At 72.3% G+C, this 19,723-nt stretch carries 7 protein-coding genes; all 7 read right to left on the reverse strand.

Going from position 1 to position 19,723, the window contains the following annotated elements; all coding sequences use genetic code 11:
- From AB5L52_RS04315 to AB5L52_RS04345, 7 genes are read right to left on the reverse strand one after another with little or no spacing between them, the layout of a single operon-like run.
- The gene (locus AB5L52_RS04315; protein ID WP_351576407.1) at positions 1 to 1,281 is read right to left on the reverse strand and encodes a salicylate synthase; all 1,281 of its coding nucleotides are present in this window, start codon (positions 1,279 to 1,281) and stop codon (positions 1 to 3) included.
- 13 nt (positions 1,282 to 1,294) lie between these two features.
- The gene (locus AB5L52_RS04320; RefSeq protein ID WP_369362677.1) at positions 1,295 to 6,676 is read right to left on the reverse strand and encodes an amino acid adenylation domain-containing protein; all 5,382 of its coding nucleotides are present in this window, start codon (positions 6,674 to 6,676) and stop codon (positions 1,295 to 1,297) included.
- Positions 6,673 to 8,052: an FAD-binding oxidoreductase gene (locus AB5L52_RS04325; protein WP_369362678.1), complete on the reverse strand. Its 1,380-nt coding sequence runs from the start codon at positions 8,050 to 8,052 to the stop codon at positions 6,673 to 6,675. Before AB5L52_RS04325 ends, AB5L52_RS04320 begins: the two co-directional genes overlap by 4 nt.
- A 3-nt stretch (positions 8,053 to 8,055) precedes the next feature.
- Positions 8,056 to 8,778, reverse strand: a complete 723-nt coding sequence (locus AB5L52_RS04330; protein ID WP_369362679.1) for a VOC family protein — start codon at positions 8,776 to 8,778, stop codon at positions 8,056 to 8,058.
- Between the two features lie 12 nt (positions 8,779 to 8,790).
- Complete coding sequence (locus tag AB5L52_RS04335; RefSeq protein WP_351576419.1) at positions 8,791 to 10,995, reverse strand: bifunctional Gfo/Idh/MocA family oxidoreductase/class I SAM-dependent methyltransferase; 2,205 nt, start codon at positions 10,993 to 10,995, stop codon at positions 8,791 to 8,793.
- A complete protein-coding gene (locus AB5L52_RS04340; protein ID WP_351576422.1) occupies positions 10,992 to 12,083 on the reverse strand; it encodes a saccharopine dehydrogenase NADP-binding domain-containing protein in 1,092 nt (363 codons plus the stop codon). The genes AB5L52_RS04335 and AB5L52_RS04340 overlap by 4 nt, the downstream gene beginning before the upstream one ends.
- Complete coding sequence (locus AB5L52_RS04345) at positions 12,080 to 19,606, reverse strand: amino acid adenylation domain-containing protein (protein WP_369362680.1); 7,527 nt, start codon at positions 19,604 to 19,606, stop codon at positions 12,080 to 12,082. Before AB5L52_RS04345 ends, AB5L52_RS04340 begins: the two co-directional genes overlap by 4 nt.
- Between the last annotated feature and the right edge of the window lie 117 nt (positions 19,607 to 19,723).

Genomic DNA, 19,723 nt, shown 5'->3' on the forward strand with positions numbered 1-19,723 from the left:
TCAGCCCTCCTTCGGGACGACGTAGGGGGCGACGCTGCGCAGCTTCTCGCAGGTCTCCTCGTACTCGCGGGCGGGCCGGGAGGCCCCCACGACGCCGGCCCCCGCACGCAGCCAGGCGTGGCCGTCCCGCTGGTAGACGGCGCGCAGGACGAGGGCGGCGTCCAGTGCACCGTCGGCGCCGGCGCGCAGCACCGCGCCCGCGTACAGGCCACGCTCCTCCTCCAGCTCGCGGATCAGCTGGTAGGCCGCCTGCTTGGGGATGCCGGAGGCCGTGACCGGTGGGAAGACCACGCTCAGCGCGTCCCACGCGGTGCGGCCGGGGGCCAGATCCGTGCTGACCCGGGAGGCGAGGTGCTGGACGCTGCCGCGTTCCCTGACCGTGAGGAACTCCGCCACCCGGGTGCTGCCGGGCACGCCGACCGAGCACAGCTCCTCGACGGCCAGTTTCACGGACGTGGCGTGCTCGTAGACCTCCTTGGGGTCGCGAAGCAGGTCCGACCGCAGGGCGGCGTCCACGTCCGGATCGCCGGTCAGCGCACGGGTCCCGGCAAGCGGCTGGGTGGTGACGGTGCCGTCGCCGGACGCCTCCAGCACGGTCTCCGGGCTGAAGCCCGCTGCCTGGATACCGCCGAGGTCGAGGAGGAACGAGCGCGCGGGGGTGTTGGAGGCGCGGCCCGCCAGGTAGGTGGCGGTCATGTCGACGGGGAAGGGCACCGGGACGGTACGCGAGAGGATGACCTTGTCGAGCCTGCCCCGGCCGATCTCGGTGACCGTGTGGGCGACATGGCCCTGGTAGGTGCCTAGCGGGTCGTGGACGTCGACCGGTTTCGGGGCCCCTGCGGGTTTCGGGCTGTCGGCCACCGCTTTGCGGAGGCGGTCCGGGAGGTCCGGGTCGAGGGTACGGACGGTCAGTTTCTCCTCGGTCACCGTGATCTCGGTGCCGGGGACCATCAGGTGGGCGAGCGGGCTGTCCGTGGGAGCACGGCTCGCCAGCTCGAACGCCAGCCAGCCGTAGGCGTGCCAGTCGGACACCGGGGCCTCGTGCAGGGCGGAGTGCAGGGGTTCCCAAGGTGCTCCGGACCAGGGACTCGTCCTCTCGCCGACGTGTATCGCCCGTGCGTCGAGGCGTACGTCGTGGATCGGGTTGCCCGCGATGTACCACCGCCGCTCCTGCTCATAGACCACGTAGTCCGTGAGCAGGCCGGAGCCGACGAGTTGGGCCACGACGGTCAATGGGGCGAACGGCCCTGTGATGTGGGTTTGCTGATACTGCTCGGTCATGCTGGGCTCCTGGTCAACGGCGGTGGGGCGCGCGCAGCGGGGCGGCCACGAGGTCGGCGACGCGGGCGACGCCGGGCTCTTCGATGCAGGTGAAGTGGTTGCCTTCGATCGCGGTGACGGGCAGCTCACCGAGGCACACGTCCCGCCAGAAGGCGAGGGTGGTGTCGTCCATGCCGGGTGCGAAGCCGGAGGCGCCGCTCGGCAGCAGGAAGCGGACGTCGCCCGCGTACGGTTCCGGGGTGAACCGGGCCGACAGGAAGCTCTGCCGGAAGACCCGGAACATCGCGGCGACCATCTCCGGCGGCACGGTCTGTCCACCGGCCTCGGTGGCGGTCCGGGCGTACACGGCGAACCTCTCTTCGCGGGTGCAGGAGGCAAGGCGCCGGAAGTACTCACCGGCGGGGCCGTCGGCCTCGGCCAGCGCGCCCAGCGGGACCTTGCCGCCGTTGCGCTCGATGACCTGCATGAAGCCGCGGACGACGGTGTCGGCGTCGATGTCGCCGAATCCCGTCTGAGCGAGCGAGATGTGCAGGTTGGGCACGAACAGGATCTCGATCATCAGGTCGTCCTCGACGTCGACGACGACCGGGTGGCTGCTGATGAGCACGAGGTCCTCGACGCGCACGCCCCGTTCGTCGAGGCGGCGGGCCACCTCGGTGGCGTACAGGCCGCCCAGGCAGTAGCCGATGAGCTGGAGCCGGTCGTGGCCCTCGGCCAGCAGGCGTTCGGCGTAGTCGTCGGCGGCGCGCTCGATGACGGTGGCCGGATCCTGCGCGAGGTAGCGCTCGGTGTCGTCGATGACGACGCCGAGGACCGGGCCGAGGTCCTGCTCGACCAGGCGGGCGGCCAGCGGACGGTAGCAGTCCATGGTGCCGAGCCCGGCGTGGAACATCACCCGCAGCGGGCCGTCGCCCAAGGTGCTGAAGGACATCAGGGCGGCGTTGCTGCCGGTGCCGGCGCGGCGCACGGCCGGTCCGGCGGGTGTGTCCCCGCGGTCGCGCAGGAAAGCGGCGAGGTCGGCGACGGTCGGGTGGTTGAGCAACTGCCGCAGCAGCGTGTCGAAGGGGATGCCGGACGCGTCGGGGACCTCCTCGCGCAGCCGTCCCGCCATCCGCGCCATGATCAGGGAGTCGGCGCCGTGGTCGTAGAAGCTGTCGGTGCGGCCCACGCGTCCGCTGGGCAGCGCCCCGGCCCAGAGCGTGGCGAGCCGGGACTCCAGGGCGTCGGCGGGTGCTTCACCGGCGGGCCGGGGTGCGGCGTCGGTGACGGCGGGCCGCCAGGTGGCGAGCGTACGGCGGTCGACCTTGCCGTTGCCGGTGAGCGGAAGGGCGTCGACGGTCTGGAGGTGAGTGGGGATCATGTGGGCGGGCAGCCGTTCACGCAGGAAGGCGGCGAGTTCTTCCCCGGTGACCCGCGCTCGGTCGGTCTTCAGCCGGGCCGCGAAGAGGTGGACGTGCTGCGGGGCCAGAGCGTGCCCGTCGTCCGGCAGGCAGAGCGCCTCTTCGGCGCCCGCCTCGTGCAGCAGCGCGAGCCACTGGTCGCGGTCGAGGTATGAGCTGCCACCGTGGGCGCGGGCGTCCTCGGGTTCGGTCATCATGAACGCCTGCGAGGCCAGGATCCACGGGTGCTCACGGGTGGGTTCGGTCAGCACGAGCCGGCCGCCCGGCGCGACGAGTTCGGTGAGCCGGGTCAGGGACGCGCAGATGTCGCGGGCGTTCTCCAGCACGCCCGCGGCCAGCACGACGTCGTACGCGTTCGGGGCGAGGCCCTGCGCGCGGTGGTCGGCGTCCACGTCGAAGACGCCGAAGCTCATGCGCGGGCTCTCGCGGTAGCCGAAGCGGCGGCGGGCCTCGGGCAGGAAGAAGCCCGCCACGTCCGTGAAGTGGTACGAGCCGTCCCTGTCCGCGAGCGCCGCCAGGGCGTCCTCGGTGGTACCGCCCGTCCCGGCGCCCACTTCGAGAACACGCAGCGGACGGTCTGTCGTGGTGTGTTCCAGAACGGCGGCGACGGCGCGGTTGAGGTAGCGAGCCGTGGCGTTGCGGCGGTACAGCGCGTGTGCGGTCGTGAAGTCGCCGTCGGGGAAGAGGAGTTCGACGGGATCCTGGCGGCCGGTCAGCAGGTCGGGCAGGCGCTCGGCGTGGCTCTTGACGTAGGTCAGGAAGTCCCGGGAGGCGACCTCCTCGCACCAGGCCTGCTCGGCGTGCTGCCACAGGCGTGAGGTGGTCGGCGCGTCAGCCTCACCGACGCCGTGGTCGTCCAGTACGGCGAGCCAGCGCCGCACCAGCCAGTGGTGGCGCGGCGCGACACCGGCCTCCGTCAGAGCCTGCTGCATCGGTCGGCCGTCCGCCACCGGGAACAGGCCCAGCTCGCGCAGCGCGTTCGCCATCGAGGACAGAACGGCGGCGTCGAAGGCGTCGACGTGTTCGGCCACCTGGTCACGGTCCAGGCCGGGCACTGCGGCGTCTGCTGCCTCACTCACAACGGGCTTCACAGATGCGGCACCTGTGACTGCCTGCTCCGTCGGCGCGGGGACGACCGCGCCGAGGAGCGCTCGTTCCTCGCCCGTACCGTCCACGACGACCGCTGCTGCCGCCACGGCCGGGTGCTCCAGCAGCGCCGCCTCGATCTCGCCCAGCTCGATGCGGTGGCCGCGTATCTTGACCTGGCTGTCCTCGCGGCCCAGGAACTCGATCTCCCCGCCCGGCAGGTAGCGGCCCAGGTCGCCGGTGCGGTAGAGGCGTTGGCCGTCGCGCGTGACGAACCGGCGGTCCGTGGTCTCGGGATCATTCAGATACCCCTGGGCGAGTCCGTGGCCGCTGATGTACAGCTCCCCGGCGACCCACACCGGGCAGTCGCGCAGCTCGGCGTCCAGCACGCGGAAGCCCTGGTTGGCGAGCGGCAGGCCGTACGGGATGCTCCTGCGGCCCTCGTAACCTCCCTCGCAGCGGTGGTAGTTCGACCAGATGGCGGCCTCGGTGGCGCCGCCCAGCGCGATCAGCTCCAGCCCGGGTATGCGGGCAGTGAGCGTGCCGGGCAGGCCGGCGGAAATCCAGTCGCCGGAGAGCAGGCCGAGACGGAGGGTGGGCACCTGCAGACCCGGCTCGCTCTCCAGATAGTCGGTGAGCATGTGCATCAGCGCCGGGACCGAGTTCCAGACGGTGACACCGTGCTCGGCGATCAGCTCCGCCCAGTGGGAGGGGTCGGTGCGGCGCCCGGGGTCGGGCAGGACGAGGGCGCCACCGACCGACAGGGGGCCGAAGATGTCGTACACCGACAGGTCGAAGCCGAGGGCCGCCAGGCCCAGTACGCGGTCGTCTGCGGTGACGCCGAAGCGCCGGTTCACGTCCCCGATGGTGTTGAGGGCGGCCCGGTGGCTGATGACGACACCCTTGGGCCGGCCCGTGGAGCCGGAGGTGTAGATGACGTAGGCGGCGGCGTCCGGGGCCCCGTCCTGTCCGGGCTCGGCGGCACGGGGTGCGGGGGCGAGCGTGTCGACGGCGATCGCGGGGCCACCGGTGTCCACCCAGGACTGGGTCAGGACGTGCCGTACGCCGGCGTCGGTGAGGATGGCGGCGCGGCGCAGAGGCGGCTGCGCGGTGTCGACCGGCAGGTACACGGCACCCGCGAGGAGGGTGCCGAGGACGGCGACGACCTGCTCGGGGCCCTTGTCCATGACGACGGCGACACGCTCCCCTGGTGCGCAGCCCTCAGCCTGCAGGTGTTCGGCGACGGCGGTGGCCCGGACGGCGAGGTCCGCGTAGCTGAGGGTCGCGCCCGGGGCGATCACGGCGGGCCGGTCGGGGGTGTGGGCGGCCTGGGCCAGGACGGCGTGGTGCAGGAGGGCATCGGGGAGTTCGGCGGTGGTGTCGTTGGCACGGCGACGCTCTTCGGCCTGCCAGGCGGGCAGGGGCACGACATCGGTGGTGTCCCAGAGGTCGTCGCCGTCGGCGAGGGACCGTATGAGTGTGTCGAAGGCATCGAACATGTCGTCCGCGAGGCCGTCGGGGAACACGCCCTCGCGGACGTCCCAGTTGACCTGCAGGCCCTCGGCGTCGTCCATGGCCTGGCAGTCGATGAAGACCTGCGGGGTCTGGGTGATGCCGAAGCCGTCCAGCCGGCCCTCAGCGCGGCCGCCGGTTCCGTCGTCGCCGAGGCCGATGGCGCTGGTGAACACGACCGGCATCAGCGCGGCTTCGCGGCCCCGGCGGCGAGCGAGCTCGCGCAGCACCTCCACGCCGGAGCAGAGCCGGTGGTCCAGGTCGTCGAAGAGCCGGCCGGCGAGCGCCCGGGTCCGGTCGGCGAAGGTGGCGCCGGACGCCGGTTCGACGGCGAGAAGGCTGACGGTGGTGAAGTCGCCGACGACGCGGTCGATCTGATGGTGCAGCGGGAGCCGGTTGAGGACGGTGAGGTTGAGGCAGAAGTGCGGGCTGCGGCTCCAGCGGCCGATCACGTCGGCGTAAGCGGCGAGCACGACCGCGGACGGGGTCAGGCTGCGGCGCTGGGCGCGGTCCTTCAGGCGCTCCCAGGAGGCCGTGTCCAGTTTCAGGAAGCGGCGGCGGAAGCGGGGCTTCTGGTCCGTCTCGGCGAGCGGAAGGTCCGGGGCGGGCGGCAGGGTGTCGAGCCGGGACCACCAGTAGTCCTTGTCCCGCTGGTGTGCCGGGGAGTCGCGCAGGGCACGCTCGGCGAGCAGGTAGTCGCGGAACTCCACCTCCAGCACGGGCAGTTGGTCCTCCGGGTCTGCGTGCAGGGTCTCGAACTCGCCGAGCAGGAGCCAGATGCTCGCCCAGTCCGCGATGAGGAAGTCCATCGACAGGTGCAGGACCGCTCGGTCGGGTGTGCGGGTCAGGCGGACCTCGAACAGGGGCCAGTGCGTGGTGTCGTACACCCGGTGGCCCATCTCCTCGCGGAACCGCAGGAGGTCCTCCTCGGACTCCCCGACGGGGACCGTCAGCCGGGGTACGGTCGGCAGGACACGCTGGTGGCCCGCCGGATCGATGACGGCCCGCAGCATGTCGTGGCGGGCGACAAGCCGGTTGAAGGCGGCCTCCGTGCGGGCCGGGTCCAGGTCGGGGTAGTTCACCTCGAGGTAGACGTGGCATGCGACGCCGCCGTAGCCGAAGACCTCGTTGCGGCCGAGGAGGTAGGCGGCCTGTACGTCGGTCAGCGGGAACGGCTCGTGGCGGGCCGCCGGATCGGGGGTGAGCGCGGTGGGCCGGGCCTCGGCCCGCAGACACTCCAGTACGGCCGTCTTGCTGTCCTTGAGGGCCTGGAGTCGTTCGGCACTCAGGGTGCCCTTGGGGGCGCGGTAGCGGAGGGTGCCGTCCTCCTCCCAGAGCTGTACTCCCGCCTGACGCAGGTCCGCTATCAGCTCGGCCGGGGTGGAAGCGGTGGTCATCGATCGTTCTCCTTGGCCGCGAGGGGCGGAATGTTGGCGTTGAAGCGGAAGAGGTTGTCCGGGTCCCAGGTGTCCTTCACGCGGGCCAGACGGGCGTACGTGACGTCCGGGTAGGCGGCGCGCACCCAGTGGGGCTCCGGGTCGGGCAGAAGGTTGACGTAGGGCCCTTCGGTCACCTCCTGGAGTGCCTGCCAGGCACTGCGCGCCGGTGTGAGGTGCTCGGAGCTGTCGGCGTTGCCGTACCACTGGGCGCACAGCTCGACGAACCAGCCGGCGTCGCGGTGTGTGAAGGCGGTGGGCCCGGCCGGGGCACGCCTGATGGCGCCGCCGAGGGCGCCGAGGACGACGGAGAAGTTGGGGCCCGCCGTCTTCCAGTGGCCGAGGAGCAGGTCGAGGGTGGTGTCGGTGAGGTCGGTGAGGAGTTCGCCGCGGTTGTACACGTGCTGGCGCGTGACGTCGGGCGGGGACGGGAGCAGGCGCTGGTAGGTGGTGTAAGGGAGGCGGGTGACCCGGTCGGCGACCGGGCGGGCCGTGCCGTGGCGCAGGGGTGCGAGCACCTCGTCGGCCTGCTCGGGCGGCCCGAACCAGCTGGGGACGAGTACCGCGCACCGTTCGAAGTGCAGGTGCTCGGGGACGAAGGGCAGGGGCGGCGCGGTCCACAAGAGCGCGATCAGCGAGGCTTCGTCCGGGGCGCCGGCCAGCCAGTCGCGAGCCGTCCGCAGAGCGGCGGGCGCCTGGCCTGCGGGGTGGACCAGCGGGCCGGCGACGACGCCGTCCACCGGGTGCAGACGGAATCCGAAGCGGGTGACGACGCCGAAGTTGCCGCCGCCTCCGCGCAGCGCCCAGAACAGGTCCGGGTGGGTGTCGGCGTCGGCGCGCAGGTGGCGCCCGTCGGCGGTCACCAGGTCGAAGAAGGTGACGTTGTCGCTGGTGAGCCCGTGCTGGCGGGACAGGTCGCCGACGCCGCCGCCCAGGGTGTGGCCGGCGATGCCGACGTCGGCGTTGCGGGGGCCGGGCACGGCAAGGCCGTGCTCCTGCGTTGCGGCGTCGAACTCGCCCCACGTCAGACCGGGTTCGGCGACGGCGGTCCGGGCGACGGGGTCGATGTCGATCCGCTTCATGCCGCCGAGGTCGATGACCACGCCGTCGTCACACGTGCCCCAGCCCGCCACGTTGGCACCGCCGCCCCGGACGGCGACGGGCAGCCCGTGGCCCCGGGCGTGGGCCAGGACGGCGATCACGTCGTCCGCGTCGGTGCAGCGGGCGATCAGGACGGGGCGCCGGTCGGCGCGGGCGTTACGGACGCGGCGGGCCCGGTCGTATCCGGGCGCGCCGGGAGTGAGGAGGCGGCCGCCGAATCCGGGAAGTGTCTCCACGGTCTACTCCGTCCGGGCCGGTGCGGTCAGCACCGCGCCGTGGAGTCGGCCCGGATCCAACGGTGCGGCGAGACCGTCGACTTCGACGGCGACGACTCCGGTGCCGGGAGCGGCTTCGACGCCAAGCGTGCCGTCCGGCTCCACATGGGCGGCGAGCGCGTCGAAGGCGGCCCGATGGCGCTCGGCCACGCCCAGGCGGACCCGGCTGATGCGCCGGGTCCCATTGGGGTGGTGCACCGTAGCCGGGCGCTGCGGCGGGTCGTAGGCGGAGACCACGAACGGCAGCCGCGCGGGCTGCGTGGCGAGGAACTGGTACCGCACGAGGTCGCCGTCCGGGCGGGTACGACGGCCCTTCATCACGCGCGACACGCGGACACCCCCGGCCCTCAGTGCCCCATGCACTGCGCCGAGTTCCGTGTCGTCGGTCTCCAGTGCCAGGTCACGCCAGCCCTCGCCCGCGCGGGCCCAACGGGCCAGCCGGTCACCGGCCACCCTGCCGTGCACGGCGGCCATGGGCCACCTCGCGAGGCGGAATGCGGGCGGCAGCTGGAAGAACTCGATGAACGGCCCTTCCTCGAACCACAGCAGGGCGTTGTGGGCGCGCTCGGGAGCGCTGCCGTAGGCGACGGTGAAGCCCAGCTCTTCGTAGTCCCGTACGACCGACCTGACGTCGTCGACCTTGCACAGGACGTGGCTGCAACGCAGCACGGTGTTCCCTTCCCCCATGTGACGGTGTATTCAGCAGACTCGGGCGGCGAACAGCCGCTGCCCCAGCGGCGCCAGCGGGTGCGCCTCGTCCGGCGCCGTGACGATCTGGCGGAACCCCGCTCCCGCCAGGGCCTCCAGCCACTGCTCCCGAGTGAGGAAGGTGGTGTCGGTGGCCTCTCGGGCGTCTTCGGCGGCGGTCATCATGAACGCCTGTGAGGCGAGGATCTCCAGGTGTTCGCGGGTGGGTTCGGTGACCAGCAGGACTCCACCCGGCGCAAGCAGCCCGGCCAGGTGGCGCATGGTCGCGTCCGTGTCCCGCGCGTTGTTCAGCACGCCCGCGGCGATGACGACGTCCGCGGCAGTGGGCACGAGTCCCTGTCCGGCCGGGTCCTGGTCGACGTCGTAAAGCCCGTGCCGGATCCAGGGATGAGCGGCATGGCGTTCCTTGGCGACGGAGACGAAGAAGTGGGAGACGTCGGTGAACAGATAGTCCACGGGCGGTCGCCCACGGCCGTTCTCGCGCAGGGCCGTGATGACTGCTTCCGTCGTCGCACCGGTACCCGCGCCGACTTCGGTGATCCGCAGCGGACGGGCGGCGTTGCGTACGGCGGCAAGGGAGCGTACGGCGGCGGCGACAGCGGTGTTCAGATAGCGGGCGGTGATGGTCTCGCGGTACACGGCGTCCGCGACGTCGGTCCGGCCCTCGGGGAAGAGCAGCAGGGCGGCCTGCTGTTCGTCCCTCATCAGCTCGGGCAGGCATTCGGCGTTGCGCCGCAGGTAGGTGACGAACTCCCGGGTGCCGAGGCCCCGTTGCCAGGTGCCGGCGGCAAGGTCCCACGCTCGGTTCACCGCCGCGGAATCGACCGGAGCCGAGCCCCGGAACCACTCGTTCTCCCGCGTCACCACCGCTCGGTCCGCCAGCACGCGCAGCCAGCGCCGGATCAGTGGGCGGTGTCGGGACGCAACCTGGGCGGCGTCCAGGATCTCCTCGGCTGAGCAAGTCGACTGAGGATCGTCCAAGATCCCCGCCTGCTGGAGCGCGGCCAGCATCGACTTCAGCACCGCGTCGTCGAGCTGTCGTACGAAGTCGTCCACCAGCCGACGGTCCACGGCGCCCACGTGGCGGTCCGCCTCGCAGGTCGCGTACCGGATCAGGTCCGACAAGCCGACCTCCCCAGCCAACTCATCTGCTGCAAGCGGCCGGTGTGCCTGACCCGGCTGGAGCGTCGGATAGCCCAGCTCCTTGGTGAGGTCCTGCCACATCCGGCACAGCGTCAGGTGGTACTGGTCGGGCCGCTCGGCCAGCGGGTCGCCCAGGATCGCGGCGCGTACTGCTCGAAGGTCCTCGCCGATGGCGGTCGGCCACTGCTCGCGCAGCACGTTCCGGTACGCGGCCGGCGCCGCGGTGCTCAGCACGGACGTAGTGGGCTCGGCGAGATGGCTGCCGTCGGGGTCGTCGAAGTCGAAGCGGTTCTTCACCGCTTCGGGGATGTGCAGGCGCGGGCTCCACAGCACCGGGCCGTGCGGGTCGGTGAGGGTGAGGCTGCCGCCGGCCGTACCGAGGGTGACGCGGTGCAGCAGGTGCAGGTGGTTGTCGGGATCGTCGGGATCGACCTGGTTGTGCACCCGCAGGGTCAGAGGTGCCCAGCCGATCGTGCCGGTCAGTACCGCGAACGGCGTGTCGCCGTCCTTGGCAGTGGCACTCACCCCCCAGGGCCGCACGCTCCCGAGCGCCTCGCCCAGAAGATGGAGCAGCGGGAAGGCGACCTGCGACGCACAGGCGGCGTCGACGTAGGCCACGGGCTGCCGTTCGCGCGCCGTGCGGGCGGCCCGGATGAACCGCCGCACCTCCGGCAGCCGCACATACAGGTCTCCGAGCCGGTAGCGCACCCCGTGCTTGCGCGCCGCGCGCAGACACGCCGCCAGGTCGTCGTGATGCACCGGCTGCTCCTGGACGACATTGATGCCACGGTGCAGCAGCCGCAGCGCCAGGTCGGTGCCGGTTCCGCCCAGGACGCCGGAGCGGACGACGACGCACGCGAGGTCGATGTCACCGGGCAGTCGGTCCACGTCCGTGTACAGCGGTACGCCATGCCGCGCGGCGCACTCGACCGAACGCTCACTTCCGGCCGCTAGAACGCCGACGACCTCGAACTCCTCTGGCATCCTGGCCAGGGCGGCGAGATAGAACTGGCCGAAGGTCGTGCCGCACACGACCGTCCGAAGCCGCTTCACAGGGCACCCTCCTCGACCGTGGTGAGCTCGTGGATCGCCGCGTCGTGCACGCGTAGGTCGCACAGCCCCGGCTCGCCCGTCAGCCGGTCGACCGTGGCGAGCGGATCGAGGGCCGTGTCCGCCCAGTGCGTGCCCTGCGGCACTTCGCCGCGCAGGACAGGGAGGGCCGCGGCCGCGGTGACGGCGCCGGTGAGCTGGGCGATGCCCGGTGCACGCAGGACAGCCGTGCGGCTCGCCGGCTGTCCGGCACGCGTGCCGTCGAGCTGGACGAGGAGGGTCACGTACGGCGTGCGGCCGGCCGTGTCGAGGGCGGTCGCGCGGCACAGGTCCGCCACGGCGTCGGCGCGGTCCGCGGTGCGGGATCCGGCCAGCGCCGCCGCCAGGTGCTCGCCGTCCACCGCCGTGTACCAGTTTCCGTGCCTGAGTGAAAGGTCGCGGGCGAGCCGCTCGGTCTCGCCGTCCAGGTAGGGGAAGGCCGTCACCTCGCGGAGGAAGTACGGCAGTCGGTGATCCGTCAGGCGGAGCAGTGCGCCGGAGCGGCGGGCACCGTCACGCCAGGCGGCGAGGGGCTCGTTGGCGCCGTCGAGGACTCCGTCCAGGTAGTCGTCGGCGCCGGTCGCGGTGAAGCGGTCGAACACACCGGAGTACGCGGTCAGTCCGTGCACGGTGTCGAAGTGCTCAGCCGCCAGCCAGCGGGGCAGCAGTCCCGACAGACCCGGCAGCGCGCCCGCGTCGTACAGGGCGGTGCGTTCGCCGACGGCGCTGCGGACGTGGTCGAGCCGTCCGCCGCCTCCGGCGTCGACGAGATGGGCGCCCGCCATCAGTGCGGCGAACGTGACCTGCTGAGAGGTGCGGTGCGACGGGCCCGCACAGTTCACCACCAGGTCACAGCCCCGGACGAAGGCGGCGAGCGAGGCCGGGGCGTCGATGTCGACGGCGACCGCCTCGGCGTGCGGGAGCTGTCCGGTGAGCTCTTTCGCCCGCACGTCGTCTCGTCCGCCGATCCGCAGCGGTCCGGCTTCCCATCGGGCAAGCAGCCGGGCCGCGTGGGCGCCGACCGCGCCGTATCCACCCAGTATGCCGATCACAGTGCTCCCTCCTCGGTCCCGTCCAGCTGGGCGAGTTCGGCGCCGAGGCATTCCGCGACCCGTTCGAGGGTCGGGCCGGCGAACAGGCGTCGCAGCGGCAGCTGGATGCCGTAGTGCCGGTCGACCCGGGCGAGGAAGCGGGTCGCGAGCAGGCTGTCGCCGCCCAGAGTGAAGAAGCTCTGCCGACGGCCCACCGCCGGCACACCCAGCAGTTCGGTCCACATCACCGCCAGGGCCTGCTCCAGCTCGCCCTGCGGGGGCTCGTCCGGGTCCTCGCCGTTCTGCGCGGCCGACACGAGGGCGGTGACCGTGGCGCGGTCGACCTTGCCGTTGGCACCGAGCGGCAGCCATGGCAGGACGGCGAGCCGCTCGGGCACCATGTGCGCGGGCAGGTGCTGTGCCGCATGGGTGCGCAGTGCGGCCGGGTCGAGGTCGACGGCGTCTTCGGGCCGGTGGGCCTGGAGCAGTTCGGTGAAGGAGTCGCCGAGGACGTGGTGCCTGACGTCGTGGAAGCCGGCGGCGCCCAGCAGTTCCGCCCAACGGGCGGCGGACAGTATCGGCGTGCCCGCGGCCCGCCGTTCCCGGTCGAAGCCTGCATACCCACCGTCCAGCAGGGCCGCGGTGAGCAGGGCGACCGGCGTGAGCTCGGCTCGCTCCACGGCCAGCAGCATTCCGCCGCGCCGTGTCAGCAGTGCGGCCAGCGCCGGACCGTGGGACGGGTCCGGGTGCCGGTGCAGTATCTGGTCGGCCAGGACGACGTCGAAGCTGTGCCGCAGCTCGTCGGGGAGCAGCAGTCCGGGCAGACGGTGGCAGGCGGTCTCGTGCGGCAGCCCGGCGAGCCGCTGCCGCGCGGCTTCCACGAGGTCCGGGTCGCCGTCCAGCAGCGTGTACCGCAGCTGCTCGGGAGCCAGCCGGTCCAGCAGCCGCGCGGCCCACGCTCCGTCCCCGCCACCGAGCTCGGCGACTTCCACCGGGCGGCGCAGCTTGTCGGCCAACCGCCGGATACGCTGCGCGACCTCATGCACGGCATCCTCACTGCCGGGGTCGGCTGCGGCGAGGCGGGCGGGGGCGAGGACATCGTCGGCGAGCAGGACGGAGGCGTCCAGTCGCCCGGCCAGGATGTACCGGAAGTCGTCGATCCGGTCGGTGAGCCGCTGGTGGGCGCGGCTGATCAGGCCGGAGTATGCATCTGTGTGCGCCGCAGGCGGCGCTGCCGGGGCCTCGGGCCCGGGGGCGTACACGCCCGCGTCGTCCACGAGCACCTTGCGTTCTGCCAGCCACCGCAGCCACAACCGCAGGACGGGCAGGTGCGTCTCGGCCACACCCAGACGTGCCGCCCATTCGTCGGCGGTGAGCCCCGAGGCCACGTCGCTCAGGCCGAGCAGCTGCGCAAGGAAGGATTCCGCCGCCGCGCTCTCCACGCGCCGGGCCCGGTCCCGGAACTCCACTGTGGAGGAGGTGAGCTGTGCTCCGGTGAGACCGGCCGCCGTCGAGCCGTTCGCCGGGACGACGGTGGCGGTCAGACGCCGTGCGGCACCTTCACCCGCCACGGTGACGAGGGCTCGGCCCACGCCAGGAGCATCCCGCAGTGCCGCTTCGATCTCGCCGAGTTCGATGCGGTGGCCGCGGATCTTGACCTGGTGGTCGGCGCGGCCCAGGAACTCCAGCGTGCCATCGGGCCAGTACCTGCCGAGGTCACCGGTCCGGTACCAGCGCTCCCCGCCCACGGTCACGAACTGCCGCCGCGTCAGCTCTGGTGCGCTGCGGTAGCCGAGGGCCACACCCGCGCCGCCGATCCACAGTTCGCCCGGCACCCAGTCGGGGCAGTCGCGTCCATGCGCGTCCACGACACGGAAGCGCTGTCCGCGCAGTGGACGCCCGTAGGGGACGGACTTCCAGGCGGGATCGACCTCGCTGACCTCGTGGACGTTGGACCAGATCGCGGCCTCGGTGGCTCCGCCCAGGGCGAGGAACCGGCACCACGGGCTCTGCTCGGCCAGCCGGGCCGGCAGGTCGAGGCCCACCCAGTCGCCGGAGACGAGCGCGAGCCGCAGCATGTCGGGTGCCTGGGCGCCGCTCTCGGCGGTGACGAGCAGCATGTCCAGCAGGGCGGGCACGGTGTTCCAGACAGTGATCCGGTGGCGGCGCACGAGGTCGAGCCAGCGGCGGGCGTCGCGCCGCTCGTCCTCACCGATCAGGACCATCGCGCCGCCCGCCGACAGCGGCCCGAAGACGTCGTACACGGACAGGTCGAAGTCGAGCGCGGACACGGCGAGCACCCGGTCGGAATCGGTGACCTCGTAGCGCTGGTTGATGTCCGTGACGGTGTTGGCGGCCGCCTGGTGGGTGATCTCGACGCCCTTGGGGTCGCCGGTGGAGCCGGAGGTGAAGATGACATAGGCGAGCGCGTGGGCCGGCACGTCGACGGGAGCGGCGGCCACGTCCATCGAGGGCGCCGCGTCCACCGGTACGGCCGTGACCCCGCCCCCGGCCTGGACACCGGGCTCCGTGACGGCGAAGCGGACGCCCGAGAGGCGGTGGATGCGCTCACGGCGGGCGGAAGGCTGGTCGACCCCGACGGGCACATACGCCGCTCCGGCGGCGAGCACACCGAGTACGGCCACGATCTGGTCGGGCCCCTTGGGCACGCTGATGGCGATGGTCTCACTGCGCCGGACGCCCCGTTCGACGAGGACGGTGGCCAGGCGGAGGGCGCGGTCGGCGAGCTGACCGTAGGTCAGGCGCTCGCCGTCGCCCCACAGCAGCGCGATCCGCTGGGGCTGGTCGGCGGCGCGGCGGAAGAAGCCGGTGTGCAGCAGGCCGGGGACGCCGGGTCCGGTGGCGTTGACGGCGGCGCGGGTCGCGTGCTGGCCGGCGGGCAGAAGCTCGGGGGCGGGAGTGTTCCAGTCGCCGGTGGCCAGCCAGTCCAGCAGCCGCAGATACGCCTCGAACATGGCGTCGACGAGGCCGTCGGGGAAGAGTTCCTCGACGACGTCCCAGTTGAGGCGGACGCCGTCGCCGTCCTCGGTGACCTGGTGGTCCAGCCATACCTGCGGGGTCTGCGACACCCCCCAGACCTGCTGGTCGAACGGGGCGCGCGGAGGCCGGCCGCCGACGCCGAGCGCGCTGGTGAACACCACGGGCATCGTGGTCTCGGGCTCTCCGCTGCGGCGGGCCAGCTCTCGCCGTACCCACACGGCGGAGACGTCCCGGTGGTCCAGGGAGCTCCACAGCTCCTCCTGGACCCGCCTGGCCCTGACCGACCAGCTCTCCCCGGCCCGCGGACGCGACGAGACCAGCATCAGCGAGGTGAAGTCGCCGAGGATGTTGCCGATGTGCGGATGGACGTCGCGGCGGTCGAAGAGGGTGAGGTTCAAGGTGAGGTCAGGACGGGCGCTCCACCGGCCGAGCACCTCGGCGAAGGCGGTCAGCAGCACGCCGGACGGCGTGAGGCCGTGTACACGGGCTCGTTCGGTGAGGACCTGCCACCGCTCCGGCGCGATGCGTGCCTCGCGGCGCGTGAAGCAGGGGGACTCGACGGTGGCCGGGTCCTTGGCGAGGGGCAGGGCAGGGGCGGGCGGCAGCTGCGGCAGCAGTTCGGTCCAGTAGGCGCGGGCGGTGGCGACCGCCTCGGGGTCGGGAGCGGTGGAGCATATGTAGTCGCGGAACGACACGTCGGCCGACGGGAGTTCGGCGTCCGTGTCGCCGTACAGGATGGCGAGCTCCGCGTAGAAGGTGAGGATGCTCAGCGCGTCGAGGGCGATGTTGTCGATGCCGATGGCGAGCCGCGTACGGTGTCCCGCACGCACTCCGCGGACGGTGAACAGCGGCCACCGGGCCGGGTCGAACACCTGGTGCGAGGCCCTCTCGCGCAGCTCCGCGAAGGCGGCTTCGACATCGGGTCCCGCCTCGGTGATCTCCACGGTGAGACGCGGCACCTCGGGCAGGATGCGCTGTTCTCCGTCATCGTCGACGACCGCGCGCAGCATCTCGTGCCGCTGGACGAGCCTGTTGAGCGCCGACTCCAGCCGGGCCACGTCCAGGTCCACGACATCGTACTCGCGGTAGAAGTGGCAGCCGATGCCGCCGAGCGTGAAGTCCCGGCCGCGGCCGAGCCAGTAGGCGCGCTGCACGTCGGTGAGCGGGAACGGCTCGTGGCGGTGCTCGGGGTCAGCGGTCACCGTCTTCGAGGTACGGGCCATGCCGTCGGTGTGCAGGCGGACCGCGAACTCGGCCAGCACGGGATGGGAGAACAGGTCGGCCAGCCGCACCTCGCCGTAGCCGTCGGCGCGCAGACGGGCGATAAGGCGGGTGGCGAGCAGCGAGTCGCCGCCGAGGGTGAAGAAGTCGTCCTCGCGTCCGACGTCACCGGTGCCGAGGAGGTCCGCCCAGGCCCTTGCGACCCGCTGTTCGCGTGCGCCGCGCGGTGGGGTGACCGTCCTGGCGCCGGCCTCTGCGCACTGTGCGACCCGGCGGGCGACGACCTTGCGGTCGATCTTGCCGTTGGGGGTGAGCGGCAACTCGGCGAGGACCGCGACGCGTTCGGGCACCATGGCGGACGGCAGCCGCTCGGCGGCGTAGGCCCGCAGCTGCGCCGGCTCGGCGACGCCGGTGACGGCGGCGGCCAGCCGCCCGTCCTCTCCGACCACGGCTACCGCCCGCTCCACACCGGGCACTGCGGCCAGTGCCGCCTCGACCTCGCCGAGTTCGATGCGATGGCCGCGGATCTTGACCTGGTGGTCGGCGCGGCCCAGGAACTCCAGCGTGCCATCGGGCCAGTACCGGGCGCGGTCGCCGGTGCGGTACCAGCGCAGACCCTCGGCTTCCAGGAAGCGGTCGGCTGTCCGCGCCGCATCTCCCCGGTAGCCGCGCGCCACCCCGGCCCCGCCGATCCACAGCTCGCCGGGCACCCAGTCCGGACAGTCACGGCCGAGTCGGTCGACGACCCGGCACCGGACACCTCGCAGCGGCGTTCCGTACGGAACCGACTCCCAGTCCGCCGGTACTTCGTCCACCTCGCACACGGTGGAGTGGATCGCGGTCTCGGTCGTGCCGCCCAGCGCCACGAACCGGCAGTCCGGCGCCACCGCGCGAACCCGCCCCGGGAGGTCCAACGGCACCCAGTCGCCGCCGAGCAGCACCAGTCGCAGCGTGGGCAGACCGTCGCGACCTGCGGCGGCGGTGACGAGCATGTCCAGCAGGGCGGGCACGCAGTTGACGACGGTCACCCGACGCGTACGCACCAGGTCGGCCCAGGCGGTGGCATCCCGGCGGGCGGACTCCTCGACGCACACGACGGCGCCGCCTGAGGCGAGCGTGCCGAACACGTCGTACACCGAAAGGTCGAAGTCGAGCGCCGAAACCGCCAGGGTGCGGTCCGAAGGCGCCGTTGCGAACCGGTCGTTGAGGTCCGCGATCGTGTTGACGGCGGCCGCGTGCGTGACCTCGACACCCTTGGGCTCGCCCGTGGAACCCGAGGTGTAGATGACGTACGCGAGATCGTCAGGAGTTCCGGGTAGCGGCGCGGGCAGCTGCTCCGTCCCCGCCGGTACGGCGATGTCGTCGAGGACGAGGCGTATTCCGGCCGCCGTGTGGATGCGCTCGCGGCGGGCGTCGGGCTGGTCGACGCCCAAGGGCAGGTAGGCGGCGCCGACGGCCAGGACGGCCAGCACGGCCGTGATCTGGTCGGGGCCCTTGGGCAGCGTGACGGCGACCAGGTCACCGGGTTGGACGCCGCGCGCCTGCAAGTGGCCGGCCAACACCAGTGCCCGCTGGGCGAGTTCGCCGTACGTCAGTGAGGCGTCCTGTCCCCAGAGCAGCGCGGGCGCGTCGGGCCGGGCGGCGGCCCGGTCGAAGAATCCGTCGTGCAGGCGTGTCGCGCCGGGGTTCCAGTCGGTGGCGTTCACGGCGCCCCGCACCGTCCGCTGGGCGTCGGGCAGCATCGGCGGCACAGGGGTGGTCCAGGCCCTCGGTGCGTCCAGCAGCCGTTCCAGCAGGGTCCGGTAGGCGGAGAACATGGTGTCGAGGGCACCCGGCGCGAAGGCGTCCTCGCGCGCGTCCCAGTTGACCAGCAGCCCGCCCCCGACCTCGGTGACTTGGGCGTCGAGCCAAACCTGCGGGCCCTGGGAGATGATCCAGGACGCCTCACCGAAGCTCTCCCGTACCGTGTCGGCGAAGAGTTCACCCAGGCCAAGGGCGCTGGTGTAGACGACGGGCGCGAGGACGCGGTCAGCGTGCAGCCGGGAGGCATCACGCAGCACCTCGACGCCCGAGTAGCCGGCATGCGCGACGTCTTCGTGGAAACGCTTCTGCAGCCGGGCCGCGCGTTCGGCGAAGGTGCCGGGTGCGGCTCCGTGCCAGGCCAGCAGCACCGACGAGGTGAAGTCGCCGACCAGTGAGGCGACGTCGTCGTGCAGCAGCTCGCGGTCGAACAACGGCAGGTTCAGCAGGAAGTCCGGCTCGGCGCTGAAGGCTTGCAGCGTTTCGGCGAACACGGCGGCCAGCGCCATGGCGGGCGTGAGCCCGTGACGCCGGGCCGCTTCCTCGAAGCGCCGGGTGCGATCGGCGTCGAGGTGCAGGTGCCGTCGTACGACCGTGACGGCTGCCGACTGCCCGGTGGACGCCGGGAGTCGCGGTGCCGCGGGCAGGTCGGGCAGCCGCTGGTGCCAGTACGCCCGGTCGGCTTCCAGAGCCGCCTTGCGGGCCGGCGTCTCGCGGGCGGCCCGGCGCTCGGCGAGGTAGCGGGGATAGCTGTAGTCGAGGGCGGGCAGCGTGGCCCCGGCGTAGGCACGGGCCAGGTCGGCCAGCAGCACACGCAGGCTGAGCGCGTCGGCGGCGACCATGTCGAGGTTGATGTGCAGACGCGTGCGGCCGTCGGCGAGCAGGGACAGCTGGACGTCGAACACCTCGGCGGCGGCGATGTCCATCCGACGGTGCGAGAGGGTCCGGCGCAGCTGACCGAGCCGGTGATCCGCCTCCGCCGCTCGCAGCTCACGCAGGTCGTGGACGCGCAGTCCGGGCCAGGTGCTCTCGGGCAGGATGCGCTGGCGACCGTCGTCGAGGATACGCACGCGCAGCATGCCGTGCCGCGCGAACACCGCCCGCACGGCGGCTTCCAGGCGGCCAGGGTCCACGTCCCGCCCGTCGAACTCGTGGTAGAAGTGCGCGGCCACACCGCCGAGTCGCTGCCCTTCGGAGCGCCCGACCCAGTAGGCGTGCTGCATGAGGGCGAGTTCGAAGGGCTCGGTGTCGTCAACGGGCCGGGTCACGGCCGCCTCGCCGCACTGGCTCCGCTCGTCGACGAGCCGCCGCCAGGCCGCCAGTGTCGGCTCGGAAATGAGGTCGGCGAAGGCGATGTCGAGTCCGGCACGGCGACATCGGCCGGCGATCCGCATCATCGCCAGGGAATCGAGTCCGAGCTGGATGAGATGCGTGTCCTCGTCGATGCCGGTCACGGGAACCCCGAGCAGTTCGCCGACGAGTGCGGGCAGATCGAGCGTCGCGTCCGTGTGTTCCTGCGTCACCTGGATTCATCCCCCTTGAAGAGACGGCCGGGCCCGATGGAGGCACGGCCGAGGACCCGGCCCGTTCCAGCCAAGAGACAAGCTAATGGAAACGATTTTCATTTACAAGGACCAGTT

This window comes from Streptomyces sp. CG4 (assembly GCF_041080655.1).
GTDB lineage: Bacteria > Actinomycetota > Actinomycetes > Streptomycetales > Streptomycetaceae > Streptomyces.